The organism is Sinomonas sp. T428B (genome assembly GCF_056780155.1).
Genome location: NZ_JBRAZR010000001.1, coordinates 283,036 through 308,948 on the forward strand (window position 1 = coordinate 283,036; position 25,913 = coordinate 308,948).

Annotated in this window: 23 protein-coding genes; 14 read left to right on the forward strand and 9 right to left on the reverse strand. The window is 72.6% G+C overall.

Going from position 1 to position 25,913, the window contains the following annotated elements; translation table 11 throughout:
• Window position 1 precedes the first annotated feature (1 nt).
• Window positions 2-3,790 carry a proline dehydrogenase family protein gene (locus ACUYMY_RS01385; RefSeq protein ID WP_481701859.1) on the reverse strand — a complete coding sequence of 1,263 codons (3,789 nt, stop codon included), beginning with the start codon at window positions 3,788-3,790 and terminating at the stop codon, window positions 2-4.
• Between the two features lie 187 nt (window positions 3,791-3,977).
• Between ACUYMY_RS01385 and ACUYMY_RS01390 the strand changes: the two genes are divergently transcribed.
• Window positions 3,978-4,898 (forward strand): LysR family transcriptional regulator, encoded by a 921-nt coding sequence (locus ACUYMY_RS01390; RefSeq protein WP_481701860.1) that lies wholly within the window; start codon window positions 3,978-3,980, stop codon window positions 4,896-4,898.
• A 153-nt stretch (window positions 4,899-5,051) separates the two neighbouring features.
• On the forward strand, window positions 5,052-6,563 hold the full coding sequence (gene putP, locus ACUYMY_RS01395; RefSeq protein WP_481701861.1) for a sodium/proline symporter PutP: 1,512 nt from the start codon (window positions 5,052-5,054) through the stop codon (window positions 6,561-6,563).
• A 120-nt stretch (window positions 6,564-6,683) separates the two neighbouring features.
• Here putP and ACUYMY_RS01400 read toward each other — a convergent pair whose 3' ends face one another.
• On the reverse strand, window positions 6,684-7,142 hold the full coding sequence (locus tag ACUYMY_RS01400; protein WP_481701862.1) for a Dps family protein: 459 nt from the start codon (window positions 7,140-7,142) through the stop codon (window positions 6,684-6,686).
• Window positions 7,143-7,337: 195 nt separating this feature from the next.
• Between ACUYMY_RS01400 and ACUYMY_RS01405 the strand changes: the two genes are divergently transcribed.
• On the forward strand, window positions 7,338-7,754 hold the full coding sequence (locus ACUYMY_RS01405) for a hypothetical protein (protein WP_481701863.1): 417 nt from the start codon (window positions 7,338-7,340) through the stop codon (window positions 7,752-7,754).
• Window positions 7,755-7,781: 27 nt separating this feature from the next.
• On the opposite strand, the gene ACUYMY_RS01410 is transcribed toward ACUYMY_RS01405, so the two are convergent.
• On the reverse strand, window positions 7,782-8,882 hold the full coding sequence (locus ACUYMY_RS01410; protein ID WP_481701864.1) for a GTP pyrophosphokinase: 1,101 nt from the start codon (window positions 8,880-8,882) through the stop codon (window positions 7,782-7,784).
• Window positions 8,883-8,935: 53 nt separating this feature from the next.
• On the opposite strand from ACUYMY_RS01410, the gene ACUYMY_RS01415 reads away from it, so the two are divergent.
• Window positions 8,936-9,730, forward strand: a complete 795-nt coding sequence (locus ACUYMY_RS01415) for an endonuclease/exonuclease/phosphatase family protein (protein WP_481701865.1) — start codon at window positions 8,936-8,938, stop codon at window positions 9,728-9,730.
• Here the strand turns inward: ACUYMY_RS01415 and ACUYMY_RS01420 are convergent.
• From ACUYMY_RS01420 to ACUYMY_RS01435, 4 genes are all read right to left on the reverse strand, one after another.
• Complete coding sequence (locus ACUYMY_RS01420) at window positions 9,724-10,323, reverse strand: dihydrofolate reductase family protein (protein WP_481701866.1); 600 nt, start codon at window positions 10,321-10,323, stop codon at window positions 9,724-9,726. The genes ACUYMY_RS01415 and ACUYMY_RS01420 overlap by 7 nt on opposite strands.
• A gap of 96 nt (window positions 10,324-10,419) precedes the next feature.
• On the reverse strand, window positions 10,420-11,049 hold the full coding sequence (locus ACUYMY_RS01425; protein WP_481701867.1) for a cation efflux transmembrane domain-containing protein: 630 nt from the start codon (window positions 11,047-11,049) through the stop codon (window positions 10,420-10,422).
• A gap of 54 nt (window positions 11,050-11,103) precedes the next feature.
• Window positions 11,104-12,432 carry an MFS transporter gene (locus ACUYMY_RS01430; RefSeq protein WP_481701868.1) on the reverse strand — a complete coding sequence of 443 codons (1,329 nt, stop codon included), beginning with the start codon at window positions 12,430-12,432 and terminating at the stop codon, window positions 11,104-11,106.
• Between the two features lie 27 nt (window positions 12,433-12,459).
• Window positions 12,460-13,941 (reverse strand): chlorohydrolase family protein, encoded by a 1,482-nt coding sequence (locus ACUYMY_RS01435; RefSeq protein ID WP_481701869.1) that lies wholly within the window; start codon window positions 13,939-13,941, stop codon window positions 12,460-12,462.
• A gap of 218 nt (window positions 13,942-14,159) precedes the next feature.
• Between ACUYMY_RS01435 and ACUYMY_RS01440 the strand changes: the two genes are divergently transcribed.
• From ACUYMY_RS01440 to ACUYMY_RS01455, 4 genes are all read left to right on the forward strand, one after another.
• Window positions 14,160-15,581 (forward strand): DUF3100 domain-containing protein, encoded by a 1,422-nt coding sequence (locus ACUYMY_RS01440; RefSeq protein WP_481701870.1) that lies wholly within the window; start codon window positions 14,160-14,162, stop codon window positions 15,579-15,581.
• 79 nt (window positions 15,582-15,660) lie between these two features.
• On the forward strand, window positions 15,661-16,890 hold the full coding sequence (locus tag ACUYMY_RS01445) for an amidohydrolase family protein (protein ID WP_481701871.1): 1,230 nt from the start codon (window positions 15,661-15,663) through the stop codon (window positions 16,888-16,890).
• Window positions 16,891-16,969: 79 nt separating this feature from the next.
• Window positions 16,970-17,887, forward strand: coding sequence for a S1C family serine protease (locus tag ACUYMY_RS01450; protein ID WP_481701872.1), 918 nt, complete (start codon window positions 16,970-16,972; stop codon window positions 17,885-17,887).
• Between the two features lie 61 nt (window positions 17,888-17,948).
• On the forward strand, window positions 17,949-18,572 hold the full coding sequence (locus tag ACUYMY_RS01455; protein ID WP_481701873.1) for an META domain-containing protein: 624 nt from the start codon (window positions 17,949-17,951) through the stop codon (window positions 18,570-18,572).
• 62 nt (window positions 18,573-18,634) lie between these two features.
• Here the strand turns inward: ACUYMY_RS01455 and ACUYMY_RS01460 are convergent, their stop codons facing one another.
• A complete protein-coding gene (locus ACUYMY_RS01460; protein WP_481701874.1) occupies window positions 18,635-20,080 on the reverse strand; it encodes a sugar porter family MFS transporter in 1,446 nt (481 codons plus the stop codon).
• A gap of 137 nt (window positions 20,081-20,217) precedes the next feature.
• Here ACUYMY_RS01460 and ACUYMY_RS01465 point away from each other — a divergent pair, with 137 nt between their 5' ends.
• The 4 genes from ACUYMY_RS01465 to ACUYMY_RS01480 all read left to right on the forward strand — a co-directional run bounded on the left by ACUYMY_RS01465 (window position 20,218) and on the right by ACUYMY_RS01480 (window position 23,730).
• Window positions 20,218-21,264 carry a LacI family DNA-binding transcriptional regulator gene (locus ACUYMY_RS01465; protein WP_481701875.1) on the forward strand — a complete coding sequence of 349 codons (1,047 nt, stop codon included), beginning with the start codon at window positions 20,218-20,220 and terminating at the stop codon, window positions 21,262-21,264.
• A gap of 63 nt (window positions 21,265-21,327) precedes the next feature.
• Window positions 21,328-22,305 (forward strand): carbohydrate kinase family protein, encoded by a 978-nt coding sequence (locus ACUYMY_RS01470; protein ID WP_481701876.1) that lies wholly within the window; start codon window positions 21,328-21,330, stop codon window positions 22,303-22,305.
• Window positions 22,302-22,829, forward strand: a complete 528-nt coding sequence (locus ACUYMY_RS01475; protein WP_481701877.1) for a YbhB/YbcL family Raf kinase inhibitor-like protein — start codon at window positions 22,302-22,304, stop codon at window positions 22,827-22,829. Before ACUYMY_RS01470 ends, ACUYMY_RS01475 begins: the two co-directional genes overlap by 4 nt.
• Before the next feature lie 49 nt (window positions 22,830-22,878).
• Window positions 22,879-23,730, forward strand: a complete 852-nt coding sequence (locus ACUYMY_RS01480; RefSeq protein ID WP_481704924.1) for an HAD family hydrolase — start codon at window positions 22,879-22,881, stop codon at window positions 23,728-23,730.
• Window positions 23,731-23,742: 12 nt separating this feature from the next.
• On the opposite strand, the gene ACUYMY_RS01485 is transcribed toward ACUYMY_RS01480, so the two are convergent.
• Window positions 23,743-23,892, reverse strand: a complete 150-nt coding sequence (locus ACUYMY_RS01485) for a hypothetical protein (protein ID WP_481701878.1) — start codon at window positions 23,890-23,892, stop codon at window positions 23,743-23,745.
• Between the two features lie 198 nt (window positions 23,893-24,090).
• On the opposite strand from ACUYMY_RS01485, the gene ACUYMY_RS01490 reads away from it, so the two are divergent.
• Together ACUYMY_RS01490 and ACUYMY_RS01495 are read left to right on the forward strand one after the other, a co-directional pair.
• Window positions 24,091-24,990 (forward strand): hypothetical protein, encoded by a 900-nt coding sequence (locus ACUYMY_RS01490; protein ID WP_481701879.1) that lies wholly within the window; start codon window positions 24,091-24,093, stop codon window positions 24,988-24,990.
• Between the two features lie 152 nt (window positions 24,991-25,142).
• Window positions 25,143-25,904, forward strand: coding sequence for a sortase family protein (locus tag ACUYMY_RS01495; protein ID WP_481701880.1), 762 nt, complete (start codon window positions 25,143-25,145; stop codon window positions 25,902-25,904).
• Window positions 25,905-25,913: the final 9 nt, after the last annotated feature.

Sequence of the window (25,913 nt, forward strand, 5' to 3'; positions counted from 1 at the left end):
CCTAGAGGTCCACCGCGAGGGCCACCGGGCTCGGGTTCCCGAAGCGGTGCGCCGTCACCGAGACGGCCTGCTCGCGCAGGAACGGCAGGAGTTCGACCCGGCCCGCGGAGACCACCGGATGCGCATACACCGAGACCTCGGGGTTCCCGTCCAAGGCCTCGGCCAGTTTGAGGGCGGCGGCCCGCGAGGCGTCCACGTCGCCGGCGATGAGCCGGATGCGGCCCGCCCCGATGGCGCCGGCGCGAGCGAGCCAGGCCGCCGGGTCCTCGACCGTCACCCCCGCGCCGTGCCGGCGCAGCACCTCGCCGGTCCCCGGCGGAAGCACGACGGCGGTGCTCACCGTGAGCCGCGAGCCTGCCACGAGTGCCGCGGCGGCGGCCCGGAGCAGCTCGGCCGTGCCGTGGCCGGACGTGCCGGCCTCGAAGCGCACCGTCACCGGGACGGGGCGGTAGCGGAACACGTTGCGCTCGCAGGCAAGGCCCGTGACATCCTTCGAGGCGCCGAACTCGGAGGCCCACGCGGCGGCGTCCGAGCCGAGGGCGGCGGCGAGCCACTCGGCGTCGTCCGCGGAGATCCCGCGGCCGGCGGCGGCACGCGCCGCGCCGAGGAGCTCCGCGGCGGCGGGGCTGAGTCCGGGCGCGGCCGCGGGGGCGCGCACCGGGGCGTCCCGCCAGGAGCCGAGGCCCACGAGGTAGTTCGGGCCGCCGGCCTTCGCGCCCGCGCCGACGGCGGACCTCTTCCATCCCCCGAAGGGCTGCCGCCGGACGATCGCGCCCGTGACGCCGCGGTTGACGTACAGGTTGCCTGCCTGGACGTGCTCGGCCCAGGAGGCGATCTCGTCGGCGTCGAGCGAGTGCAGGCCCGAGGTCAGGCCGTAGTCGACCTGGTTGACGAGGGCGACGGCCTCCTCGAGCGTCGCGGCCGTCATGACGCCGAGGACCGGGCCGAAGTACTCGATGAGGTGGTACTCCGAGCCGGGCCGCACGCCCGAGCGCACGCCCGGGCTCCAGAGCCGGCCGGAGCCGTCGAGGGGCCTCGGCTCGAGCACCCAGGCCTCGCCCTCGCCGAGGGTCGTGAGGCCGCGCAGGAGCTTGCCGGAGGGCCGCTCGATGACCGGGCCCATCTGCGCCTGCGGGTCCCACGGGTGGCCGACGTGCAGCGACTGGACCGCGTCGAGGAGCTGGTTGCGGAACCGGCGGGAGGTCGCGACCGACCCGACGAGGACGACGAGCGAGGCCGCCGAGCACTTCTGCCCCGCATGCCCGAAGGCGGAGGCGACGACGTCCCTCGCGGCGAGGTCGAGGTCCGCGCTCGGCGTCACGATGATCGCGTTCTTGCCCGAGGTCTCCGCGAGGATCGGCAGGTCCTTGCGGAAGGAGCGGAAGAGCCGAGCCGTCTCGTACCCGCCCGTGAGGATCACGCGGTCCACGTCCGGGTGCGCGATGAGCGCCCGCCCGAGGTCCCGCCCGCGCTCGCCTGGCGGGAACTGCACGAGCTGGAGGACGTCCCGGCCCACGCCCGTCTCGCCCGCCGTCGCGTCGAGGGCCTCCCAGAGCGCCTCGACCATGACGGCGCCGGAGCGGCGCGCCTGCTTCGCGGGTTTGATGACGACGCCGGAGCCCGCGGCCAGTGCGGCCAGGGTCGAGCCGGCGGGGATCGCGACCGGGAAGTTCCACGGCGGCGTCACGACGGTCAGGCGGGAGGGCACGAACTCCGCTCCGTCCACGGTGTCGAGCTCGCGTGCGAGCATGCCGTAGTAGCGCGCGAAGTCCACGGCCTCGGAGACCTCGGGGTCGCCCTGGTCGAGGGTCTTGCCGCACTCGCTCGCCATCGCCTCGAGGAGCTCGGCACGGCGGGCCTCGAGCGCGCGGGCGGCGGCATCGAGCACGACGGCGCGCTGCGCCCCCGTGAGCGCGCCCCACCGCTCGCCGGCCGTTGCAGCGGCGCGCACGACGGCGCCGAGCTCGCCCTCCGTGGCGACCTCCGCGGCGTCCGCGGTGTCCATGCCGATCTGGGAATGCTCGGAGCGGGCGATGATCGCCCGGCCCCACTCCCGGTTGCCCGGCAGGTCCGGGTCGGTGTCGGGGGTGTTGGCGAACCCCGCCCCAAGATGCGGGGTCACCTCCCAACGTTGCGGGGTCAGGTCCCTGCGTTGCGGGGTCAGGTCCCTGCGTTGCGGGGTCAAAGTCTGGACAGTGTCCTCGGATCCTTGGGAGGTGACCTCGGATTCTTGGGAGGTGACCCCGGGTTCGTGCCGGCGGTCCTGATCGCGGTGCGGGGCCGGCGTCGTGCGAGCACCCCGGGCGTCGGCGAAGGGCGGGGCGTCGAGCGCGGCGAGGGACGCGAGGAACCGCTCCTTCTCGCGCTCGAAGAGGGCCGGGTCCGTACCCAGCCCGAACACCGCGGACATGAAGTTGTCCCGGTTCGCGCCCTCCTCGAGCCGGCGCACGAGGTAGGCGATCGCGACGTCGAACTCGTCCGGATGGACGACGGGCGTGTAGAGGAGCAGGTGGCCGACGTCCGCGAGGACGGCCTGCGCCTGCGCCGACGCCATCCCCAGGAGCATCTCGAACTCGACGGGGGCAGACCGGGCCAGACCCGCCGCATCCCCGTGCTCCGCGGCCGCCGGAATCAGCACGCCCCGGGCCTTCGCGAGCAGCCACGCGAGCGCGACGTCGAAGAGGTTGTGCCCCGCGACGCCCACGCGGACGTTCGCGAGCCGCTCGGGCACGAGGGCGTAGTCGAGGACCGCCTTGTAGGAGGTGTCGGTCTCCTGCTTGGTGTGCCACGTCGCGAGCGGCCAGCCGTGGATCTCGGCGTCGACGCGCTCCATGGGCAGGTTCGCGCCCTTGACCACGCGGACCTTGATCGGCGCGCCGCCGGCCGCGACGCGCTCGCCGGCCCATTCCTGGAGGCGCATCATCGCCCCGAGTGCGTCGGGGAGGTACGCCTGCAGCGCGATCCCGGCCTCGAGGCCGCGGAACTCCTCGCGCCCGAGCAGCCGCGTGAACACCGCGAGGGTGAGGCCGAGGTCCTTGTACTCCTCCATGTCGAGGTTGATGAACTTCGGCGTCCCGTCCCGGCCGCCGGCCGCCGCGAGGCGGTAGAGCGGCGCGAGCGTGTCCGCGATGTGCTCGGCGGCCTCGTCGAAGGCCCAGCGGCTGTGCGGGGCGACGGTCGAGGAGACCTTGATCGAGACGTAGTCGACGTCGTCGCGCTCGAGGAGCCGGCGCGTGCCCTCGAGCCGGCGGGTCGCCTCGCCCCGCCCGAGGATCGCCTCGCCCAAGAGGTTGACGTTGAGCCGGATGCCCGGCCTGCGGATCCTCGCGATGGCCGGGCCGAGCCTCGCGTCGGAGGCGTCGACGACGAGGTGTCCCACCATGCCGCGCAGCACCCGCCTGGCCACGGGCACGACGACGTGGGGCAGCGCCGGGGCGAGTGCGCCGCCGAGGGCGAGGGCCCGGCGCAGGGGCCACGGCAGGAAGGCCGGGGCCCTCTTGGCGAGGGCGCGGAGGTTCCGGGCGGCGACGCCGAGGTCCTCGGGCCGGACGACGCCGTCGACGAAGCCGACCGTGAAGGCGAGCCCGTCAGGGTCCTGGAGCACGGCCGCGAGCCGGGCGGCCGCGGGGTCCGCGGGGATCGCGGCCGCGGCGTCGAGCCACGCGCGGACCTGTGCCACGGCGGCCTCGGCGAGGTCCTGGGGGCGGACCCCATCGTCAGAAGCGGCGCCCGGGACCGCGCCGGTGGGCTGCTGGTCGCCGGATGCCGGCGCCGGAGCGTGCGTGGTCATGGGGCGGTGCTCCTTCCCGCGCGACGGGTTCGCATCGCGCGCCGACGGGCCTGAAGCCAGTATGTCCCTGCGGTTTCAGAAGCAAAAGTGATCTTTAGTGATGCATAATGGTGAGGCAAACTGATCGGTCAGGAAAACCATCAGGAACCGATCAGGACCATCGCCGCACCCGTCGCGAAAGGCCCCCGTGCTCGAGATCCGCCGCCTGCGCCTGCTCAGGGAGCTCAGCATCCGGGGCACCCTCGCCGAGGTCGCCGACGCGCTCCAGTACAGCCCCTCGTCCGTGTCCCAGCAGCTGGCCCTCCTCGAGAAGGAGACCGGGGTCCAGCTCCTGCGGAAGTCCGGCCGGCGCGTGCTCCTCACGCCGCAGGCGCAGGTCCTCGTCGCCCACACGTCGGAGCTGCTCGACTCGCTCGAGCGCACCGAGGCCGCGCTCGCCGCGAGCCAGAGCGAGGTGCGCGGGACGGTGCGGCTCGCCGTGTTCCAGACCGCGGCCCTGGCCCTCATGCCGGCCGCGCTCAAGACCCTGCGGCAGCGGCACCCGCAGCTGCGCGTCGAGATGGTCCAGCACGAGCCCGAGACGGGGCTGCACGAGACCTGGGCACGCGACTTCGACCTCGTCGTCGCCGAGCAGTACCCGCACCACGCCGCACCGCACTACCCCGGCCTCGACCGGCAGGGCCTCACGCGGGACACGATCCGCCTCGCCCTGCCGCCCCGCGGCTCCGGTGCCGAGTTCGACGGCGTCAAGCGGCTCGCGGACGCCGGCCGCGTCCCCTGGGTCATGGAGCCGCGCGGCGCGGCCTCCCGGCACTGGGCCGAGCAGGCCTGCCGCTCGGCGGGCTTCGACCCCGACGTGCGCTACGAGACCGCGGACCTCCAGGCCCACGTGCGGCTCGTCGAGTCGGGCAACGCCGTGGCCCTCCTCCCGGACCTCGTCTGGGTGGGGCGCGTCCCGGCCGCGCGGCTCGTGATGCTCGAGGGGACGCCGCAGCGGACGGTGTTCACGTCCATGCGGTCCTCGAGCGCCCAGCACCCCGTCATGCTCGCGGTGCGGCGCGTCCTTGAGGAGACGGCGCGCCAGCTCGTGGGCCCGGCGGCCGGGTGAGCCCGACGGCCGCGAGACGGCCGGAAAGACGTATCACAGAACGGTAACGGCCCACTGCGCCCCTGTGCGCGCTGCCACACTGAAGCGATCACCCCCTGACGCATTGGGATCCCCCCATGCGCAGGCACCCATGATTCCGAGGAAGACACAAGCATGACCGAGCAGACTTTCCAGCTCATTGCCATCGCGGTATACCTCGCGGCGATGCTGGGCATCGGGTACTACGCCTACCGGCGCACGACGAGCATCGACGGCTACATGCTCGCCGAGCGCGGCCTCCGCCCGTCCGTCGCGGCGCTCTCCGCGAACGCAGCCGACATGTCGGGCTGGCTGCTCATGGGCCTCCCGGGCGCCATCTATGCCTCCGGGCTCATCGAGGCCTGGATCGCGATCGGCCTGACCATCGGGGCCTGGCTCAACTGGAAGTTCGTGGCCCCGCGCCTTCGCGCCTACACCGAGATCTCGGACAACGCGATCACGATCCCGAGCTTCTTCGAGAAGCGCCTCAAGGACCACAAGCACTTCCTCCGCATCGCGGCCGCCCTCGTGATCCTCGTGTTCTTCACGTTCTATGTCTCCTCGGGCATGGTCGCCGCGGGCAAGTTCTTCGTGAGCTCGTTCGGCTGGCCGTACCTCTCGGGCATGCTCCTCGTCGCCGTGATCACCCTCCTGTACACGCTCTTCGGCGGGTTCCTCGGGGCCACGCTCACCGACGTCGCGCAGGGCCTGCTCATGTTCGCGGCGCTCATCGCGGTGCCGATCGTCGTCCTCTTCCAGCTCGGCGACCTCGGCACGGCCACGGCCACGATGCAGTCCGTCAACCCGGACGCTCTTAACCTCTTCGCGGGCCTCGAGGACAAGGGCGGCCTGCTGTGGGGCCTCGCGATCTTCTCGACCGCGGCCTGGGGCCTGGGCTACTTCGGCCAGCCGCACATCATCGTGCGCTTCATGGCGCTGCGCACCCCGGCCGAGGCCAAGGCCGGCCGCCGCGTGAGCACCACCTGGATGATCATGACGGCCGCCGGCGCGATCGGCACGGCGCTTATCGGCATCGCCTACTTCGCCGGGAACCCGGCCCGCCCGCTCGAGGACCCTGAGACGGTGTTCCTGCTCCTGAGCCAGATCTTCTTCCACCCGTTCGTGGGCGGTCTCGTCCTCGCGGCGGTGCTCGCCGCGATCATGTCCACGATGTCGAGCCAGCTCATCGTGTGCTCGTCCGCCCTGGTCGAGGACCTCTACAACATCGTCGGCAAGAAGGCCTCGCAGAAGGCCCAGCTCACGCTCGGCCGCCTCGGCGTGCTCGTGATCGCGGTCGTCGCGGCGATCCTGGCCCTCGACTCCGACTCGAAGATCCTCGACCTCGTCTCCTTCGCATGGGCCGGATTCGGCGCCGCCTTCGGCCCGATCGTGATCCTGAGCCTCTACTGGCGCAACCTCACGGCCGCGGGTGCCCTCGCGGGCCTGCTCACGGGCGCGGTGACGGTGTTCGTGTGGGGCAACATCCCCGCCCTGCACTCGGCCATGTACGAGATCGTGCCCGGCTTCATCCTGAACGTCCTTGTCGCCGTCCTCGTCTCCCGCGCCACCAACCGGCACGACGACATCGACGCCGAGTTCGAGGAGATGCAGCGCCAGGTCGGGGAGGAGGCCGCCGCCACGCGCTAGCCGCGTCAGAGGCGCCGCGATACCCACGCACGACGGCGGCCCGGTCACCCACGAGGTGACCGGGCCGCCGTCGTGCGCCCGTGAGCGGCGAGTCCGAAGCTGCGGCAGCTGCCGCCGCTGCTAGGGAGTCGTCGTCTTCATCTTCTCGGCGCCGACCATCCAGGAGAACTGCTCGAGCTGCAGGATGATCTCGTTGAGCCGGTCGGTCGTGGCCGGGTCGTTCTCCTCGACCGAGTCATAGATCCCGCGGACCGTCGCCACGGTCGCGTCGAGGGCCTTGACGACGGCGTCGACCGCCTGGCCCGTCGTGACGAGGCCCTCGGAGGCCTCGTCGAGCGAGGTCGTCTTGGCCACGGTCCCGCTGCGGCCGTCCGGCACGACGTGCAGGGCGCGCATGCGCTCGGCGATGACGTCCGTGTGCAGGCGGGCCGCCGCGACGATCTCGTCGAGCTGGAGGTGCAGGTCGCGGAAGTTCGTCCCGACGATGTTCCAGTGCGCCTGCTTGCCCTGCACCGCAAGCTCGATCAGGTCCACGAGCACGGCCTGCAAACCCTTGGCGAGTTCCTCGGATGCCTTCATGGGTCAGTCCTTCCCCTCGGTGGTGTGTGCGGTTCCCCTACCCATCGCGGCGGGGTTCAAAAGGGGACTCACCCGGGCAGGGCCCATCCCACGCTGTGCATCTCCTCGCCGCGGGCGCGCGGAGCTACATTAAATTCCGCCGACGCGCAGCGTCGCCAGGACAGCAGAAGGGATCGCAGCAAAGGAGGACGCGCGGTGAGCGCAGCACGCGGCGGATGGCGCCGTTACGACAACACTCTCTTCCCTGTCTTCCATGAGAGGTTCGAGGAGAAATGGGGCGAGGGGACCGCGCCGTTCCTGGATCCCAGCGTCTACGACAAGGACCAGCCCCGGCCGAGGGCACAGTGGATCAACGTGGACACGGGTGCGGCCGTGGCCGTCGTGCCCGTCTGGGAGGACGATCCTACGGCCAGGTCCTTCGCTGTCTTCTACCTGCCCCCGCAGGGCGGCATCTGGGTCCTGCGGCCGCCGGGCCTGCACAGCTATGCCGAGGTCGTGGGCAGCGGACCGGGGGCGAGCGAGAGGAACGACAAGAGCGCCATGCTCCGCAACGACTCCTTCCGCAAAGCCGTCCGGCACGCAGAGGAGTTCATCTTCGGCGAGCGGGAGTGACACGCGGCCCTGCCCGGGGGCACCGCCTCACGTGAGCCGGTAGCGCTCGATCTGCTTGAGCCGGCGCAGGAGCGAGTCCCGCCGCGGGTGGGGCTCGGTCCCGGCCGGCTCGGCGGTGAGCTCGATGTGCTGGCGGCCGAACCGCCAGAGCAGCAGGTCGTCGAGGAGACGGTCGGGGCCGGGGGAGTAGCGGTGGTCGAGGGCCTTGCGGACCTCGGTGATGCGCTCGGCGTCGAGCAGCTCGACGAGCTGGCGGGTCTCGGTGAAGCCGTGCGCCTCGACGAGCTCGGCCGCCCAGCCCCAGTCGTCGTCGACCTTGCGGTCCACGTGCGGCAGGAGCGTCTGCCACACGTCGCGGACGCGGTCCGGGCTCAGCGGCTCGCCGCCCTCGCCCGCCGGGTCCCAGAAGCTGCGCACCGTCTCGTAGCGCTCGTGCAGCTCGGCGAACTCCTTCTCGACCACCTCGAGCATCGCCGCCGTCGCCGTGAACTGCCGGTCGAACTGCGGGCTCCACGCCCGCGGGTCCTGGCTCTTGAACCGGATGTCGTGCTCGATCTCGCTCCACGCGTGCGCGAAGATCGTGCGGACCTGGCACTCGAAGAAGTAGTTGCCGTTGGCGGGCAGCTCGGGGTTGAACACCGCCTGGTAGGCGCGCACGGCGTCGTTCTGGATCGTGCGCAGGATCAGGTGGCGGCTCGAGTAGCCGTACGTCCCGGACTCGATCGAGCCGATGGCCTTCTCGCGGTCCCCGCGGCAGTCGTAGATCTGCCGCTGGCGCTTGATGAGGTTCGCGACCATCGCGTTCTCGCTCGGGAGCTTCGTGATGACCCGCACGCCGACCATGTCGTTGAGCATCCGGAACGGGTCGGGGAACTTGAGCACCGGCTCACCGCCCGGTTCGGCGGGCGGGTCGAGCCGGGAGATCTTCTCCTTGAACGACTCGACCGTCTTGGTGCGGCCCGTGATGAACAGGGGCGTCACCTCGGCGTCCGCGAAGATGTCCCGAAGCGTGTACAGCACGTCCCGCGTGACGTTCTTCAGGGCCGGCCGCACGCGCTCGTACGTCTGCACGGCGGCGTCCACGATCGCGCGCTGGCCGGCGTCGAGCCGCTCGTAGTTGGTGGTCATGCAATCACCGTAGCAACGCGCGCCGACACTGGGAGGTGCGTCAGCATGGGTGGATGGCGCCACCGACCGAGACGACGGCCCGCATCGTGACGTGGAACGTCTGGGGACTCCACGGCCCCTGGCGCGAGCGCGAGCCTGCGATCGCCGCGACGCTCGCCGCGGCCCGCCCCGACGTCGTCGTTCTCACCGAGTCGTGGTCGCGTGCGGGGGACAGCCAGCGCGAGCGGCTCGTTGCGCCCCTCGGGCTGCCGCACCACGCCTTCACGGGCGTGCCGGCCGAGGAGGACGAGTCGGCCCTCTCCGGCGTCGCCCTCCTGTCGAGATGGCCGATCGGCAGGGCCTCGAGCCACGCCTTCGGCGAGCTGCGGGCCCAGTTTGCGGAGCTCGAGGGGCCCCGCGGCCCGATCCGCGTCTTCGGCGTGGCCGTCGACGCGTGGCGGCTGGGCGAGGGCCGGGCGCGGCAGCAGGCCGTCCGCGGCCTCCTCGACCACGTGCGCTCCGAGCGCCAGGAACAGATCCCGCTCGTGGTCTGCGGCGATTTCAATGCCGATCCCGCGAGCGAGGAGATCCGCATGATCAGCGGACGGACTGTGGGACCCGCCAACGGCCTCTCCTTCGACGACGCGTGGGAGGCCGCCGGCGGAACCGAGCCCGGCTCCACCTGGTCCAACGCCAATCCCTGGGCCCGGGCTCTGGGGTGGCCGGACCGCCGGATCGACTACATCTTCACCGCCGCTGGCCGGGGAGGGGCCGGGCATCCGCTCGCGGCGGCCCTCCTGGGCGTGCACCCGGTGGGCGGGATCCACCCGTCGGACCACTACGCCGTGCAGGCAGACGTCCGCTACTGACTACGGTCAGGCCCCGCGACGCCTCCGGGCGGCGGCTCGGTGATGATCCTCGGGGCGTACTCGAGCAGCTGCAGCTTGCCGTCGAACGTCCGGCTCTCCACGAGGTCGAGCATGAGGTCGGGGTAGCCGTCGTAGATCCGCTCGCGGCCGGTCTTGCCCGTGACGACGGGGAACACGACGACGCGCAGCCGGTCCACGAGCCCGGCTCCGATGAGGGAACGGCACAGGCTCACGCTCCCCAGGGTCCGCAGCGGCGACCCGCCGTCCTGCTTCATCGCCCGCACCGCCTCCACGGCGTCCCCCGCCACGAGCTGCGAGTTGGCCCACGTGAGCGGCTCCTGCAGCGTCGAGGAGAACACGACCTTGGGCATCCCGGCGAGCATCTGGAAGGCCGGCTCGTCGGGGTAGTCCTCGGCGAACCCGGACATGAGCCGGTAGGTCTTGGCGCCCATGAGGGTCGTATGGCCCTTCTCGGGCGAGGAGTCGAGCCACTTGAGGTACTCGGGCGCCTCGATGCCCCAGTACCCCGGCCAGCCCTCGGCGGAGGCGTAGCCGTCGAGGGAGATGATGAAGTCCACGGTGAGGTCTGGCATGGTGTCCCTCTCGCGTTCGTGAGGCGTTCCTGCGGCGACCCTTCCGAGGGTACGACCGCCGCCGACGGCGCACCATGCCTCAGGCCCAGGCCAGCGTCAGTCGATCTCCTCGCCCGCGAGCGCCTTCGCGGCCAGGCGCTCCTCCTCGGCGACCTCCCAGACCTCCTTCGCCGCGCGGATGTTGAGGACGATGATGAGCACGCCCAGCACGAGGTCCGGCCACCCCGAGCCGGTCCACGCGGTCACGAGGCCCATGAGGATGATCGCGACGTTGACGGCCACGTCGTTGCGCGCGGACAGGAACGCCGCCCTGGCCATGGAGCTGCCGTGGTGGCGGAACCGGGCCAGGACCAGCGAGCAGGCGAGGTTGACGACGACGGCGCCGCCCGCCGTCACGGCGAGGGCCAGGGGATCGGGCGGGGCGGGGTCGGCGATCTTGCTGAAGGCCTGCCACGCCGCGGCGAGGGCGGGGACGAGGATGATGAGCGCCATCGTCTTCCCAGCCACCGCCTGCCGGTGCAGCGACCAGCCGAGGGCGATGAAGATCAGCACGTTGATCGAGGCGTCCTCGAGGAAGTCCACGCTGTCCGCGAAGAGGGACACGGACCCGATCGCGAGGGCCACGCCGGCCTCGACGACGAAGTACGCGAGGTTCAGCCCGGCGACGAGGAGGACGGCGCGGCGCAGCCGCCGGCCGAGGGCCAGCCGGTCGCCGTCGCCCGTCATCGCCGCACCCCGGGAGCTGTCGGTGTCACACCGACACGCTATACCGCCGAGTGCCTACACGACCTCCCGGCCGCGGTGGGCCACGACCCCGAGCCAGGCCAGCACGAGCGCGAGGACGGCCATCCCGACGAAGGGCACCGCCCAGCCCCCGGCGAGCTGCGCGACGGCGCCGACGGCGTAGGGCCCGGCCGCCGCGAGGGTGAACCCGCCGCCCTGGCTCAGGGCCGAGAGCCTCCCGGCCGTCGGCGCGCTCGAGGTGCGCACCACGACCATGGCCAGCGCATAGCCCAGCGCGGCGCTCTGCGCGAGCCCGAGCACCGCGACGGCCAGCGGCATGACGGGCAGCGGGGCGGCCAGCACCCACAGGATCGAGGCCGCGAGGACGACGCCGATCCCCGGCCCGAGCGCCGCGCGCCACCTCCGGCGGCCCAGGAGCATCGGCACAGCGAGGGTCGCGGGCAGCCCTGCGACGCTGAACCACGCGAGCAGCGCCGACGCCTCCCCCGCCTCCGCCCCGCGCCAGACGAGGAAGCTCGGGAGCCACGACGTCAGGGCGAAGTAGAGCGTGGCTTGGACCCCGAAGTACGCGGCGATCGCGAGCGCCGTCGGGTTCCGCAGGAGCCGCGCCTGCCGGGAGGCCGCGGCTGAAGCGGGCACGGCCGCCGCTGGCACCGCAGGGTGGGGTTCAGCCGGGGATCCGGCCGGCACCGTCTCCCCGGCCGGGGCAGCAGAGGAACGACGGCGCCGCAGCGCGAGCGCGACGACGGCGGCCGCCGCGACGGCCGGCACCGCCCACGAGGCCAGGGCGGCCGGGACGCCGGCCGCCCCCGCCGAGGGCGCGAGGAGCGCCGCCCCGACGGCGGCACCCCCGCCCATGCCCATGGTCGTGAGCCCCGAGAACCAGGCCGCTCCGCCGTGCTGCTTGACGAGCTGCGGCACGAGGACGCTGCCGACCATGATCGCCGCCCCGGCCAGGACCGTCCCCGGCAGCAGCAGCTCGGGGGCCGCCACGCGCAGGGCGAGGGCCGCCGCGAGGCCGAGCATCGCCGTCGTGAGCGCGCGGCCGAGCCCCCACCGCGACGCGAGCCACGGCCCGAGCCCCGCCGAGAGGCCGAACGCGAGCACCGGGGCGGACCCGAGCGCGAGCAGCCAGGGCGAGCCGGCCGCGAAGGCGGGCCCGAAGGCCGCCCCGAGCTCCGGGAACGCCGCGGCGACGCTCGTGACCGCCGGCCGCAGGTTGAGCGCGACGAGGACCGCCGCGAGCACGATCGGCCACCGGGGCGGGGCACCGGGGCGGACGACGGCGGGCGCTGCCGTCGGCGGGACGGGCGCCGCGCGCGGGGCGGGCACCGTGGGGAGGGTGTCGGGCGGGGACGACGCCACAGGGGAGCTCCTTGCGTAGGGACGGTGTCAGAGCACAGGTGCGGGGACGGCCGCGCCCGGGTACACGGGGGGGAACAGCTCGTCGGGCGAGCGGCGCCCGAGGTCCCGCTCGGAGTAGGCGGCCCGCATCGCGCCGAAGAGCCGCTGAGCCTCGGCCCGCAGGGCCTTGAGGTCGACGCCGGGCAGGGTCCCGTCGACGACGACGGGGCGTCCCGCCACGAAGGTGTCCGTGATGTTCCGGGCTGTGCCGTTGAGCACGAGGGTGCGCACGGGGTCCTCGACGACGCCGTCGGCGAAGGCGTCGAGGGAGGCGACGGCGATGTCGGCCTGCATGCCGGGGGCGAGCCGGCCGAGGTCGTCGCGGCCGAGGGCCCGGGCGCCGCCGAGCGTCCCGGCGTCGAGGTAGTCGGCGAGCCTGCCGGCGTCGGGCCTGCCCTCGACCAGGCGGGCGAGGTGCGAGCCGACGTCGATGCCGCGGATGAGGTCCGGCGGGAACGAGTCGGTGCCGAGGCACACGTTGACGCCCGCGGCCCGGAACCGGTCGAAGGAGACGAGCTGCTTGCCGTAGCGGAACGAGGTCAGCGGGCAGTGGACGATGCTCACGCCGTGCCGGGCGAGGGTCTCGAGCGGGCCGCCGGGTGCGCTCGCCCGCCGGTCGCGGGCGTCGATCTCGACGCCGTGCGGGATGAGGAGGCGGGCGCCGAGGAGCCCAGTGGACTCGAGCAGCTCGAACACCCCGCGCCCCGTGGCCCCGCGCACGAGCCCCTCCTCGAGCGGCGACTGGAGGCAGTGCAGCCGGACGAGCGCGTCCCGCTCGCGGGCGATCCGGGCGGTGGAGCGCATGAGCTCCTCGGTGAGGGTCTCGATGCGGCAGGGGAGCAGGACGCCCGTGACGAGGGGATCGGCGAGGGCGGCGGCGTGGTCGAGGAAGCGCTCGGCGTCGCGCAGGCCCGCGCGTCCCTCGGCCTCGTCGAAGCGGACAGTCCGCCCGCCGTCGGCCGTCGTGACGTGCACGCCCGCGCGGTAGGCGGGCCCGAGGTAGCCGCGCAGCCCGAGGCGCCGGCCCGTCTCGGCCATGTCGGCGAGCTCGTCGAAGCCCTCGGCCCAGGAGCTGTGGATCTCGGACGCGATGGGCATGTAGGTCGTGACGCCGTGGAGCGCGAGCTGCGCGAGCGCGAACTCCCGCACTGTCGCCCGCTCGGCGCGGGTGAAGACGTCGCGCCGGCCGTGGTCGAAGTAGTCCTCGGACCACAGGTGCCCGGGCGCGACGTCGGGGGAGGCCCACGAGTCGAGGATCAGGTGGTCGATGTCAGCGAGCGCGTCGAGGTCGATGAGGCCGGGCATCACGATGCTCTGGCCGTAGTCCCGCTCCTCGTCCACGGGCCCGTCGTAGCCGCGGCCCACGAAGACGATCGTGTCCCCCTGGACCACGACCTCGGCGTCCTCGATCAGGGCGTGGCGCGCTCCGTCGGAGCCGAGGACGTACCGGGCGGTGATTTTGGTATACATATGTGCCTCCTTGCACGTGGGCCCGATGCCGAGGTCGCACGGGGCCTGATGTTGAGGGTGACCGGCGAAGGTCAGGTCCTGCGGCTGGACTGAGCGCTTTTGTCCGGGGTGCCAGATTGTCCTCGAAGGTGACTTGCCTCTCATTGTGTGCAGGCTTACAGTCGAATTGGAATACCAAAATGGTATGCCACCCAGTCTCCCACCGAAAGGCCAGCGTCATGCGCAATGATGCGAAGACTGCAGCCGGCTCCGACGCCACCCTCGTCGACGCCCCACCGTCCCCCTCCTTCCGGGCCCGCCCCGCCCTGTGGCTCGCCATGATCGGGGTCTCCACGGCCGTCTGCGCCGTCGCCATCAGCATCGGCACCCACAAGTTCCAGATCGGCCACGCGGCGATCGTCCTCATGCCCATCCTCTGGACCGTGCTCATCGGCGGGTTCCTCGGCGTCCAGAAGTGGAAGCCGATCGGCGGCCGCGCCCGTGCGGTCTCCACACACCTCCAGGACGTCTCGATCGTCTTCTTCCTGGCCGGGCTCGGGACCCAGATCGGGCCCTCGCTCATGAAGTTCACGAACCTCGGCCCCGCGATCCTCCTGCAGGAGGTAGGGCACGTCGTCGGCACCGTGATCCTGGCACTCCCGGTCGCGGTGGCCCTGGGGATGGGGCGCGCCGCGATCGGCGCGACGTGGTCGATCGACCGCGAGTCCTACCTCGCGTTCGCCATCCAGCGCTTCGGCGTCCGCTCCCCGGAGTACCGCGGCGTCTTTGCCGTCTGGGTCCTCGGCAGCGTCTTCGGCGCCGTGTTCATCTCGATCCTGGCCGGCCTGCTCGGCGGGCTCGACTTCTTCGACCCCCGGGCCCTCGCCTTGGGCCTCGGCCTCGGGTCCGGTTCGATGATGCTCGGCGGCGTCGGCGCCCTCTCGATCCTCTACCCCGAGATGGCGGGGGAGATCGCGGCGCTCGCCGCGCTGTCCAACCTCGTGACCAACATCGTCGGCTTCTACGCGGGCGTCTTCATCGCCCTGCCGATGTGCCAGAAGCTCTACAGGATGTGGTCGCGCCTGTTCGGGCGGGACGACCTCGGCCGCCGCGTCCGCCGCGGCCCGGGCGCCGCCGCCGCAACGGTGCTGGCCAAGCGCGGTACGTCTGGCAACCAGGCCGTCGACGCCGTCGACATCCACGGCATCGAGGCCGACCCCGTCCTCAAGCGCACGCCCCTGACGTGGATCGTCTCCTTCGCCGCCGCCGGCGGCGCGGGCCTGCTGCTCAACGCCCTCGGCACCGGCGCCCTGCGGCCCGAGGACTCCGTCGGCGTGCTCGTCCTCCTCGGCCTCACGGCGATCGCGCTCGTGCTCGCCAAGCTCGTCCCCGCGGTCCCGTCCAGCATCTGGGTCCTCGCCCTGGCCACGATCGCCTCCGCGACGTTCCTGCCCACCGGGCCCTTCGTCGCGTCCGTGACCCACAACATCAACGTCCTGTACGCTGGCCTGCCCATGATCGCCCTCGTCGGCATGTCGCTCGGCCGGGACGTGAAGGCGCTGCGCTCCCTGAGCTGGAAGATCGTCATCGTCGCCCTCATGACGTTCACGGCGAGCTTCGTGGCAGCGGCCGCCATCGCCGAGGTCGCGCTCCGGTTCTGACACCCGTCTCGCCCTGGGGGCGGCGCCGGTCGGCGCCGCCCCTCACCCGCCCCGCCAGACCTGCCGAGAGGAACAGTCCATGCTCATCACCAACGTCCGCCCGTGGGGAGGCGACGCCGTCGACCTCGAGGTGCGCGACGGGAGGATCGCCGCGGTCCACCCGCGCGGGACCGCCACCGCCGCGGGGCAGGCGCGCGACGCCGTCGACGGCCGCGGGCGCCTCGCCCTGCCGGCGTTCTCCGACGTCCACGTCCACCTCGACTCGACGCGCATCGGGCTGCCGTTCCGGGAGCACACCGGGGCGCCCGGCGTCTGGAACATGATGAGCAACGACCGCGCCCACTGGCGCGACACCCCCGTCCCCTACCGCGACGTCGTCGCCGGGACGCTCGAGCGCATGATCGCCCGCGGGACGACCCGCGTCCGCTCCTACGCCCAGATCGACGTCGACTGCAAGCTCGAGCGCTTCGAGGCGGTCATGGCCGCCAAGGAGCGCTTCGCGCAGCACGCCGACGTCGAGGTCATGGCCTTCCCGCAGGCCGGCCTCCTCCTCGAGCAGGGCACCGTGCCCCTCATCGAGGAGGCCCTCCGCGCCGGCGCGACGACGGTGGGCGGCATCGACCCCTGCCAGCTGGACCGCGACCCCGTCCGGCACCTCGACATCGTCTTCGGGCTCGCCGAGAAGTACGGGGTCGACGTCGACATCCACCTCCACGAGCCCGGCCACCTGGGGGTCTTCAGCGCCGAGCTCGTCTTCGAGCGCACGCGCGCCCTCGGCCTGCAGGGCCGCGTCACCCTCTCCCACGCCTACGACCTCGCCAACGTCCACCCCGACGTGACCGCCCGCGTCGTCGAGCAGATGGCCGAGCTCGACGTCGCGTGGGCCACGGTCGCTCCCGCCACCGCCGGCACCCAGTTCGAGCTGGCCCGGATGACGGAGGCCGGGATCCGCGTCGGGCTTGGCGAGGACGGCCAGCGCGACTACTGGAGCCCCTACGGCAACTGCGACATGCTCGATCGCACATGGCAGCTCGCCTTCACCCACCGCCTCCGCAAGGACCGGCTTATCGAGCACTGCGCGGCGATCGCCACTATCGGCGGCGCCTCCATCATGGACCGCGACGTCCCCCGGCTCGCGAGCCCGGACGACAGGCCGGGGCTCGCTCCCGGGGACCCGGCGGAGATCGTCCTGGTCGACGGCGAGACAGTCACGAGCACCGTCATGGACCGTGGCCAGGACCGCACCGTGATCCACGCGGGGAGGGTCGTGGCGGACGGCCTGGCCGTCCTGCCGGGCCCGGCAGCCTGAGCCCTCCCGTCCCTCGCCAAGCCCGCTACGCCGGGAGCGATCAGGGGAATCGCGCCCCGTCGCGGCACGTTCCATCTGCGTGGGCGATGAGGAGGCGCTGGACGCCTATTCGCAGACCGTGACATCCGTGGCCCGGCACCTGAGGCCGCGTGTGGCCTCAGTGCGCACCGAGCGCGGCTCGGGCTCCGCGGTCGTGCTCAGCGGCGAGGGGCACCTCGTGACGAACGCGCACGTCGTCGGGCGGCTGCCGCGCGGCGAGGTCGCGTTCGCCGACGGCTCGTCCGGGCCGTTCGCAGTGATCGGCCGCGACCCGCTCTCGGACCTCGCCGTCCTGCGCACGGGCATCGCCGTCCCCGAGCCGCCCGAGTTCGGCGACGCGGACCGGCTCCTCGTCGGCTCGCTCGTCGTCGCCGTCGGCAGCCCGCTGGGCCTCGAGGGCAGCGTCACGGCCGGGGTGGTCAGCGCCCTCGGCCGGTCGATGCCCGCGCGCGGCCGGACGGCGTCCCGGCTCATCGAGGACGTCATCCAGACCGACGCCGCGCTCAACCCAGGGAACTCCGGCGGGGCGCTCGCGGACTCGCGCGGGCGGGTCGTGGGGATCAACACCGCCGTCGCGGGGATCGGGCTCGGCCTGGCCGTACCGATCAACGCCACGACGCGGCGCATTCTGGCCGCCCTGCGCGAGGACGGCCGCGTGCGCCGGGCCTACCTGGGCCTCGTGAGCGTGCCGACCCCGCTCGACGAGCGCTGGGCCGTGCGGGCCGGAACGCGCCGCGCGCTGCGGGTCGCCGAGGTCATCCCCGGGAGCCCGGCGGCGCTGAGCGGCCTGCGTCCCGGCGACCTCCTCCTGGCGGTCAACGGCGCGCCGCTCGCCGACGCGCAGTCCCTCCAGCGGCACATGTTCGAGGACGCGATCGGCCGCCGCACCGAGATCACGGTGCTGCGCGGCGAGGCCATGGTCGACGTCATCACCGAGCCCACCGAGCTCGTCGACTGAGCTGCCGCGGTGGGCGCCCTGCGGTGTTCACCTGCTGGAGCGCCGGACGTACCGTGGAGCCATGGCGGCGCGGTGGGGGAGCCCGGAAGTCTGGCGCAGGATCGTCTGGCGCACGACGGCGATGCTCGCCGCCGGGATCGCGGCGGCGTCGCTAATGGCCGGCTGCGGGGACGGCGTCGGCGCGAAGCCCCCTGGCCCCGCGGCCACGTCCGCGCCGGGCGTCCCTCCGGACGCCCCGTCGTCCGCGTCGCCGCCCGACGGAGCCGGGGACACGCCGTCGTCCGCGTCGCGCACGACCGACCCGGTTCCGAGCGAGGACTGCTCCGACGTGGGCGGGCTGCCCGGCTGCGTGACCTTCACGTCCGTCTCAGGCTCGGACCCGTCCGGGCCGCTGCCGTGGCTCGGCACCGACCCGCTCCGATTCTCGGTGCGCACGGTGGACGGCCGGGTCACGGTGGGCATCGGGACGCCCTGCAACGGCGGCGGCGGCCCGGCCGAGCTCGACGGGACGACGCTGACGGTGGACCACTCGCAGTTCGCCGTGACGCTCATGGCCTGTCTCGGCCCCCACGGGGACTACGAGAAGTGGGCGTGGGACCTCATCGCCGAGCCCGTTTCCTACACCTACGACGGCACGACGCTCACGTGGGCCAACGCCCGCGGGACGGTGGTGTTCCGCCGCTGAGCGCCGGCCGCGTGAGCGCCGTGCCGGTGGGCCGATGGCCCGTGCTGGTGGTGAGTGGGCGCCTACTTCTTGCCCACGACGTAGATCGCGCCGGTCGTGACGTCCTCCTCGAGCGCCTCGAGCGTGCGGCCGCGGGTCTCGGGGACCTGGGTGAGGACGAAGAGCAGGGCCAGCGCGCCGACGGCGGCGAAGAGGAAGAACGTCCCGGTGATCCCCATCCCCTGCACGAGCGACGGGAAGTAGAGCGAGAGGAACCCGTTGGTGACCCACAGGACGAAGACCGAGACGCCGATGCCGAAGCCGCGCATGTGCAGCGGGAAGATCTCCGAGAGGTAGACCCACACGGCGATGTTGAGGAAGGTCTGCATCGAGCCGACGAAGGCGACGACGAGGAAGAGGATCACGAACGGCCGGACCGGGCTGCCGACGGGCAGGGCCATCGAGGCGACACCGATGAGCAGGTGGCAGACGGTGGTCAGCGTGAGGCCGATCGCGAAGGTCTTGCGGCGGTCGAGGCGGTCCATGAGCGTCAGGGCGATGATGCCGCCGACCACCGAGATCACGCCGGGGGCGATGTTGGCGATGAGCGCCCCGCTCTCGCTGAAGCCGGACTCCTTCAGCACGGTCTGGCCGTAGTACATGATCGAGTTGATGCCGGTCAGCTGCTGCGCGACGCCCAGGCCGATGGCGACGAGCAGGATGCGGAAGAGGAACTTGTTCGAGAAGACGGAGCGCCAGCCGATCTGGTGGCTCTCGAGCTCCTCCTTGGCGACGTGCTCGACGTCGGCGAGCTCGGCGACGGCGCGCTCCTCGGAGCGGACGGCGCGCAGGACCGCGAGGGCCTCGGCGTGGCGGCCCTTCTCGACGAGCCAGCGCGGCGACTCGGGCATCCGGAGCATCCCGAAGAACAGAGCGATCGCCGGCAGGGCGCAGATCGCGAACATGATGCGCCACACGCCCTCGACGTGCCCGAGCACGTTGCCGATGATGGCGTTGACCACGAACGCGGCGAGCTGGCCGACCACGATCGCGAGCTCGTTGCGGCCCGCGAGCGATCCGCGGATCTCGTAGGGCGCGAGCTCGGCGAGGAAGACCGGCACGACCGTCGAGGCGCCGCCCACAGCGAGGCCGAGGAGGATGCGGCCGACGACGAGGACGCCGAAGCTCGGCGCGAGGACGACCGCGAGCGTCCCGACGAAGAACAGGACGGCGAGCAGGATGATCGTCTTGCGGCGGCCCCAGGCGTCGGAGAGGCGCCCGCACGCCATGGCGCCGACCGCTGCGGCGAAGACGAGCGAGCTCGTGACCACGCCCTCGGTGAACGCGGTCAGCCCGAGCTCCGCCGCCATCGGGCTCAGCGCGCCGTTGATGACTCCGGTGTCGTAGCCGAAGAGGAGGCCGCCAAAGGTGGCGATGAGGGCGACGACGCCAAGGCGCCGGGTGTGCGGACCGTTCGTGAGGGGCGGCAGCTGACTGGACCCGCTGGACGGTGTGATCGTGGCGGACATCGGGACTCCTTTGTCGTGTGGACCACGGGTCTGTGACCCGCATCTCGTCCTAGCCTAACGCGCGAAAGGAACATTTGTAAGGACATAGGGACATCTTTTCAAAAATGGTCTCTTCCGCCCGGTGGCAGGATGGGTCCATGCCCGCCTCGGATCCGCGCCGCCCGGCCACGCAGGCCGACGTCGCGCGCGCCGTCGGCGTCTCGCGCACCCTCGTCTCGTTCGCCTTCCGCGGCGCGCCCGGCGTGGGCGAGGAGACCCGGCAGGCGATCCTCGACGCGGCCAAGCGCCTCGGGTACCGGCCCAACGCCGCCGCCGCGGACCTCGCGCGCAAGCGGGCCTCCGCGGTCGGGCTCCACCTCCTCGACCTGCGCAACGAGGTCTACGCGGACATCTTCGCGGGGGTCCGCGAGGCCCTCGCCCCCACCGCGCACCGGATCATCCTCGGCGTCGCGCGCACTTCCGACGGAGTCGGAGAAAGCGTCGGGGATGGAGGGACGGGCGGCGACGAGGCCGACCTCGGCCCGCTCATCGAGGCGCGCGTCGGCGTCGTCATCGCGGCGACGCTCATCGACCCGGACGAGCGCGTGCGCGAGTTCGCGCTCGACGTGCCGATCGTGAGCGTCGCGCGCCGGGTCGAGGGCGTGGACAGCGTCTACTCGGACGACGCGGCAGGCTCCCGCGCCGCGACCGAGCACCTCCTCGCCCTCGGCCACACCCGGATCGCCCACGTCACCGGCCCGTACCACGAGGGCATGCACGCGCGCCGGCGGGCCTATGACGCCGTGATGCACGACGCCGGCCTGCCGCCGCGCGTCGTCACCGCGCCGGGTTACTCGCTCGCCGCCGGGGAGGCCGCCGCCCGCGAGCTTCTCGCGCGCCCGCACCGGCCGACCGCCGTCGTCGCGCACAACGACCAGCTCGCCCTCGGCGTGCGCGAGACGGCCCTGCGGCTCGGGCTGCGCGTCCCCGAGGACCTCTCCCTCACGGGGTACGACGACTCGCGGACCGCGGGCCTGGCCGGGATCGACCTGACCTCGGTGGACCTCGGCGCACGCGCGCTTGGGCTGGCCGCGGGGAGGGCCGCCCTCGCCCGCCTGGCCCACCCCGACGCGCCGGCCGTGGACGAGTGCAGCCTGCCGCGTCTCATCGTGCGGGGCTCGACGGCGCCGCCCCCGACCGGCTGACCGGTGCCACCGGCGGCCCTTCATGTGAGCCGCGCCTCATTCCCGGCTGCTACCGTAAGGCGCATGCTCACTGTGATCGGCGAGGGCCTCATCGACGTCGTCCGGCGCCCGTCCGGGACGGAATCGCACCCCGGCGGGAGCCCGCTCAACGTCGCCATCGGCCTGGCCCGGCTCGACCACCCCGTCCAGTTCATCGGCCGCTACGGCGACGACGCGCACGGGCGCATGCTCACGGAGCACCTCAAGGCCTCGGGCGTCCTCGTCCCCCTGCCCCCCGACGGCACCCCGACGTCCGTCGCGACCGCCGAGCTCGACCACCACGGCGCGGCGACCTACCACTTCGACCTCGACTGGCACCTGCCCGACCTCCGCGAGCGGCTCTCCGGGATCCTCGGCGCCACGACCCTTCTGCACACCGGCTCAATCGCGACCGTCCTCGAGCCCGGCGCGGACCAGGTGATGTCCGTCGTCGAGCGCGCCCGGCCCCGCGCGACCATCGGCTTCGACCCGAACTGCCGGCCCACGATCACGACCGATCCCGAGGCCGTCCGCAGCCGGGTCGAGCGCTTCGTCGCGCTCGCGGACGTCGTCAAGGCCTCGGACGAGGACCTCGCGTGGCTGTACCCCGGCGTCGACCCGCTCGACTCCGCGCGCCGCTGGCTCCGGCTCGGCGCGCCCGAGGGCCCGGCCCTCGTCGTCGTGACCCGCGGCGCCCAGGGGCCGTGGGGCGCCTGCGCGGACGGCGAGGAGCAGGTCGCGGCTCCCGCCGTTCGCGTGGCAGACACGGTCGGCGCGGGCGACTCCTTCATGGCGGCCCTGCTCTCCGGCGTCGTGGACCGCGAGCTCGACGGCGCGCAGCGGCGGCCGGAGCTGCGCCGTCTCGATGCCGCCGAGCTGCGCCGCATCCTGGACTTCGCCGCGCGGGCCGCGGCCGTGACCGTCTCGCGCCGCGGAGCCAACCCGCCGACCCGGGCCGAGGTCCGCGCCGGCGTGCCCGCGCCGTCGCCCGCCGCACCGTCCGCCCGCGGGGGCGCGGCGTGAGCTTCGAGGCGACGAGCCAGGATCTCGTTGACGGCGCGGAGCTGCCCGCGGCGCAGGCGAGCGCGTACTTCGGGATCAAGGGCGGGCAGGACCTCTCGCCGCAGCTGGGCTGGAGCGGCGCGCCCGAGGGGACCCGCAGCTACGCCGTGACCGTCGTGGACGTGGACGCGCCCCGGGCCGGCGGATTCTGCCACTGGGCCGTCGTGAACATCCCCGCCGAGGTGGACCAGCTGCCCGAGGGCGCGGGCGGCGCGCCGGACGGCATGGGGCCCTCGGGGGACGCCGCCGGGCTGCCCGCCGGCTCGGTAGAGCTCGTGAACGACGCCGGCTACGCGGGCTTCGTCGGCGCCGGGCCCCCGCCGGGGACGCGGCACCGCTACGTCGTGACCGTCCACGCGCTCGACGTCGCCTCGCTCCCGGCCACGCCGCGCACCCAGGGCGTGCGCCTCCTCGACGACATCGCCGCGCACGAGCTCGCGCGGGCGGGCTTCACGGCGCACTATGAGCACCCAGCGGCGCGCTGAGGCCCGCGCTGAGGCCGCCGGCGCGGGCCCCCAGGTCAAAGGCCCGGGCATGCGCCTCGTGGCGAGCGATATCGACGGCACGATCCTCGGCCGCGACGGCCGGATCACCGAGCGCACGGTGCGGGCCCTGCACGCGTGCGAGGACGCCGGCGTCGAGCTCGTCTTCGTGACGGGCCGCCCGGCCCGCTGGCTCACGCCCCTCGTCGACCAGCTCGGACACTCCGGCACCGTGATCTGCTCGAACGGGGCCCTGGTCTACGACCTCGAGACGATGTCCGTGGTCAGCGCCGAGGCCATCCGGCGGGAGACGATGCTCGAGGTCCGCGACATCATCCGCGGGCTCTTCCCGGAGACCTCCTTCGCGGCCGAGACGACCGTGGAGTTCGTCATGGAGACCGCCTTCGCCGATCCCCGGCACCGCCACCTGCTCGAGACCGTGCGCCACGGGGACCTCGCCGGGCTCGTGGGCGACGACGAGGTGGTCAAGTTCATGGCCAAGATCGAGGGGATCTCGGCCGAGGAGTACCTCGACCACGTCGCGCCGCACGTCGCGCACCTCGTGGCCGTAACGCACTCGGCCGTGGACATGACGATGCTCGAGATGGCCCCGCTCGGGGTCAACAAGGCCGTCACGCTCGCCGAGTACGCGCACGCGCTCGGGATCAGGCCCGAGGAGGTCGTCGCCTTCGGGGACATGCCGAACGACGTCGAGATGCTCACGTGGGCGGGCGAGGGCTACGCGATGTCCTCGGGGCACCCCCTCGCGCTCGCGGCAACGGAGCTGCATGCGCCGGGCATCGAGGACGACGGCGTCGCGCAGGTCCTCGAGCGCAAGCTCGCCGAGGCGCCGTCAGCCGGCCGCCCGGCGGCCGGCCGGAGGAGCCATCGCGCGATCGGCTGAGGGAGGGCGACCTCAGGAGTGGCGGTGCGCGACCTGCGTCAGGCCGATCGTGACGCAGATGGTGCCGATGACGAGGAACATGTGGATGCCGGGGCCGAGGTCCCAGAACATCCCCAGGACCCAGAAGGCGAGGGCCGCGAGGCCCGAGACGAGCATGATCATGATGCGCTCCTTCCCGATGACCGCCGATGCCCACATTGTCCGCGCTTCCCGGACCGGTGGCTACGGCCCACATGCATTTCAGCCTCTTCCGTTATTAGAACGCCTCGTATCATAATTCTTCAGGGGGGAGACGGCCGGCGCGGTCTTGGGAAATAAGGTGCGGGCGTGCGTGCACGCCCCCTGATCCCAGGGGCAGCGATGGGCAGTGACAGCGGAACGCCGAGGCTCGCGGCCTTCGATATCGACGTCGTCGATCTCTCGGAGACCGTGACGAATCTGAGCCGGGTGAAATCGAAGAATCGCGCGCGGCTCGCCAATTCCGACCTTACGCGCGCCTTCCTCAATGCGGCACTGAGCCTCACAGACCACGTCCTCGGGCCCGGGGGAGAGGACCCCGCCGAGGTCGCCCGCCAGTCCCTCGCCTACCTCTCGCGGCCCCGCATCGTGGGCCGGGCCCGCGAGGCCTGTCCGGAGCTCGTGCCGACCGAGGCCAAGTTCCGGGACCGCTGGGCCGGGCAGCAGGACTTCCTCTCGGACTTCGTCGCGTACGCCATCAAGGCGCGGGAGGGCTACCTGCGCCGGGCCATCGACGCGTGGGCGGATGAGCTGGTGGGCTCGGGCGGGGACTTCGCGACCGCGATCCACCGGGTGGCCTTCGAGGGCATGTCCTTCATCGCCGAACAGCCCGCCTACCGGCTGCAGCTGCTCCTCACGGCCTCCGCCGAGGCGGATCCCACGGCCGCGGAGGCCCTGCGCGAGCTCTACGCGTCGATGACCGCAGCGTGGTACGGCCTCTATGAGCAGGTGGTCGAGCACTTCGGCCTGCGGCTGCGGCCCGGCGTCCGGGCTCAGGACCTCAACATCATCCTCCAGGCCCTCGCTGAGGGGATCGGGCTCCGCGTCCTCGCGGGGGTCGACGAGCCTCTCGTGAACCGGGCCCGCGGGACGTCTCTGCTCGGCACCGCCGCGCTGGCCCTGCTCTCGTCCGTTGTGGACACCGGCGATGGCCTTGCGCTGGCCGAATCCGCGAATGCGCGCATTGGCCGAGGCATGAGAATTCCCTCCGGCGCCGGAGGAATTTCGCCGGAGGTCTTCTAGAAGCGGACAGCCCCGGGTGCTGGAAGCCGATCTCGTGGAAATGTTGAACTGACATGCACCCGGCTCGGAGGTCATTCATTCCGGGCCAGGGCAGACGAATTCAGCCGGAATTCGCGAGAGTTGTGATGTCGGGGGACGTCATGCGTCGGAAAGTGGCGATCGCTGCTCGCTGGGCGTGGGTCAGGGCTGCGGTCCTGGCCTGCTCCATCGGCCTCCTTGGTGTGGCCTGCGTGCACCAGGCCCAGGTCGGCGCCGCGGAGAGCCGTCGGGCGGAAGCAGCCCGGCTGCTCGCCGAGGCGTCGGCCGGCGCCGTGCCGTCAGTCAGTGACGTGCCATCGGGCAGTGACGTGCCGTCGGCGCAGCCGGCGGATCCCGCCACGGCGGCGCCGGAGCCGCCCGCCGAACCCGGCCCCGCGCCGTCGTCTGCGTCCGTGGAGCCGGAAGCCGTCCAGCTCCCGCGCCTGCCCCTTCCGCCCACGGGCTTCTCGTGGCCGGCGGCCGGGCTCTCGGTCGGCGTCGTGCCGATGGCGTGGACACGGGACGAGAGGGTCAACCCGCCTCTGGACGCGAACGGGTTCGACCCCGTGGCGCACTGGCTCACGGGAACCGGCGAGAACGAGGACCTTCAGCCCGTGGTCCTGGCTGCGCACACGTGCTTCGGCGTGGACCCCCTGTGCAACCCGTCCACGTTCCCCTTCAACCGCCTGAGTTTCCCCGGATGGGAAAAAGGGCAGGCGGCATCGATTTCCGATGCCAACGGCCGCGTTATTCCCTGCAGTCTCGAAGATCGGAGGATCGTCGATAAGTCAACGCAATTCTCATTCCCCAATGATCCGGGCCTTGTCGTGGCTTTCACCTGCAATATCGACAGGCCAAATGACGAAATTACTTTGGTGACCTTCCGCTGCGGATGAATTCCGCTC

What these genes read in the sequence shown, in the direction of transcription:
- ACUYMY_RS01415 (WP_481701865.1), top strand. Translation starts at nt 8,936, where the DNA reads ATGGCGCCACCGACCGAGACGACGGCCCGCATCGTGACGTGGAACGTC.
- ACUYMY_RS01465 (WP_481701875.1), top strand. Translation starts at nt 20,218, where the DNA reads ATGCCCGCCTCGGATCCGCGCCGCCCGGCCACGCAGGCCGACGTCGCG.
- ACUYMY_RS01470 (WP_481701876.1), top strand. Translation starts at nt 21,328, where the DNA reads ATGCTCACTGTGATCGGCGAGGGCCTCATCGACGTCGTCCGGCGCCCG.
- ACUYMY_RS01440 (WP_481701870.1), top strand. Translation starts at nt 14,160, where the DNA reads ATGCGCAATGATGCGAAGACTGCAGCCGGCTCCGACGCCACCCTCGTC.
- ACUYMY_RS01455 (WP_481701873.1), top strand. Translation starts at nt 17,949, where the DNA reads ATGGCGGCGCGGTGGGGGAGCCCGGAAGTCTGGCGCAGGATCGTCTGG.
- ACUYMY_RS01485 (WP_481701878.1), bottom strand. Translation starts at nt 23,892, where the DNA reads ATGATCATGCTCGTCTCGGGCCTCGCGGCCCTCGCCTTCTGGGTCCTG.
- ACUYMY_RS01420 (WP_481701866.1), bottom strand. Translation starts at nt 10,323, where the DNA reads ATGCCAGACCTCACCGTGGACTTCATCATCTCCCTCGACGGCTACGCC.
- ACUYMY_RS01385 (WP_481701859.1), bottom strand. Translation starts at nt 3,790, where the DNA reads ATGACCACGCACGCTCCGGCGCCGGCATCCGGCGACCAGCAGCCCACC.
- ACUYMY_RS01425 (WP_481701867.1), bottom strand. Translation starts at nt 11,049, where the DNA reads ATGACGGGCGACGGCGACCGGCTGGCCCTCGGCCGGCGGCTGCGCCGC.
- ACUYMY_RS01490 (WP_481701879.1), top strand. Translation starts at nt 24,091, where the DNA reads ATGGGCAGTGACAGCGGAACGCCGAGGCTCGCGGCCTTCGATATCGAC.
- ACUYMY_RS01435 (WP_481701869.1), bottom strand. Translation starts at nt 13,941, where the DNA reads ATGTATACCAAAATCACCGCCCGGTACGTCCTCGGCTCCGACGGAGCG.
- putP (WP_481701861.1), top strand. Translation starts at nt 5,052, where the DNA reads ATGACCGAGCAGACTTTCCAGCTCATTGCCATCGCGGTATACCTCGCG.
- ACUYMY_RS01445 (WP_481701871.1), top strand. Translation starts at nt 15,661, where the DNA reads ATGCTCATCACCAACGTCCGCCCGTGGGGAGGCGACGCCGTCGACCTC.
- ACUYMY_RS01410 (WP_481701864.1), bottom strand. Translation starts at nt 8,882, where the DNA reads ATGACCACCAACTACGAGCGGCTCGACGCCGGCCAGCGCGCGATCGTG.
- ACUYMY_RS01400 (WP_481701862.1), bottom strand. Translation starts at nt 7,142, where the DNA reads ATGAAGGCATCCGAGGAACTCGCCAAGGGTTTGCAGGCCGTGCTCGTG.
- ACUYMY_RS01480 (WP_481704924.1), top strand. Translation starts at nt 22,879, where the DNA reads ATGCGCCTCGTGGCGAGCGATATCGACGGCACGATCCTCGGCCGCGAC.
- ACUYMY_RS01460 (WP_481701874.1), bottom strand. Translation starts at nt 20,080, where the DNA reads ATGTCCGCCACGATCACACCGTCCAGCGGGTCCAGTCAGCTGCCGCCC.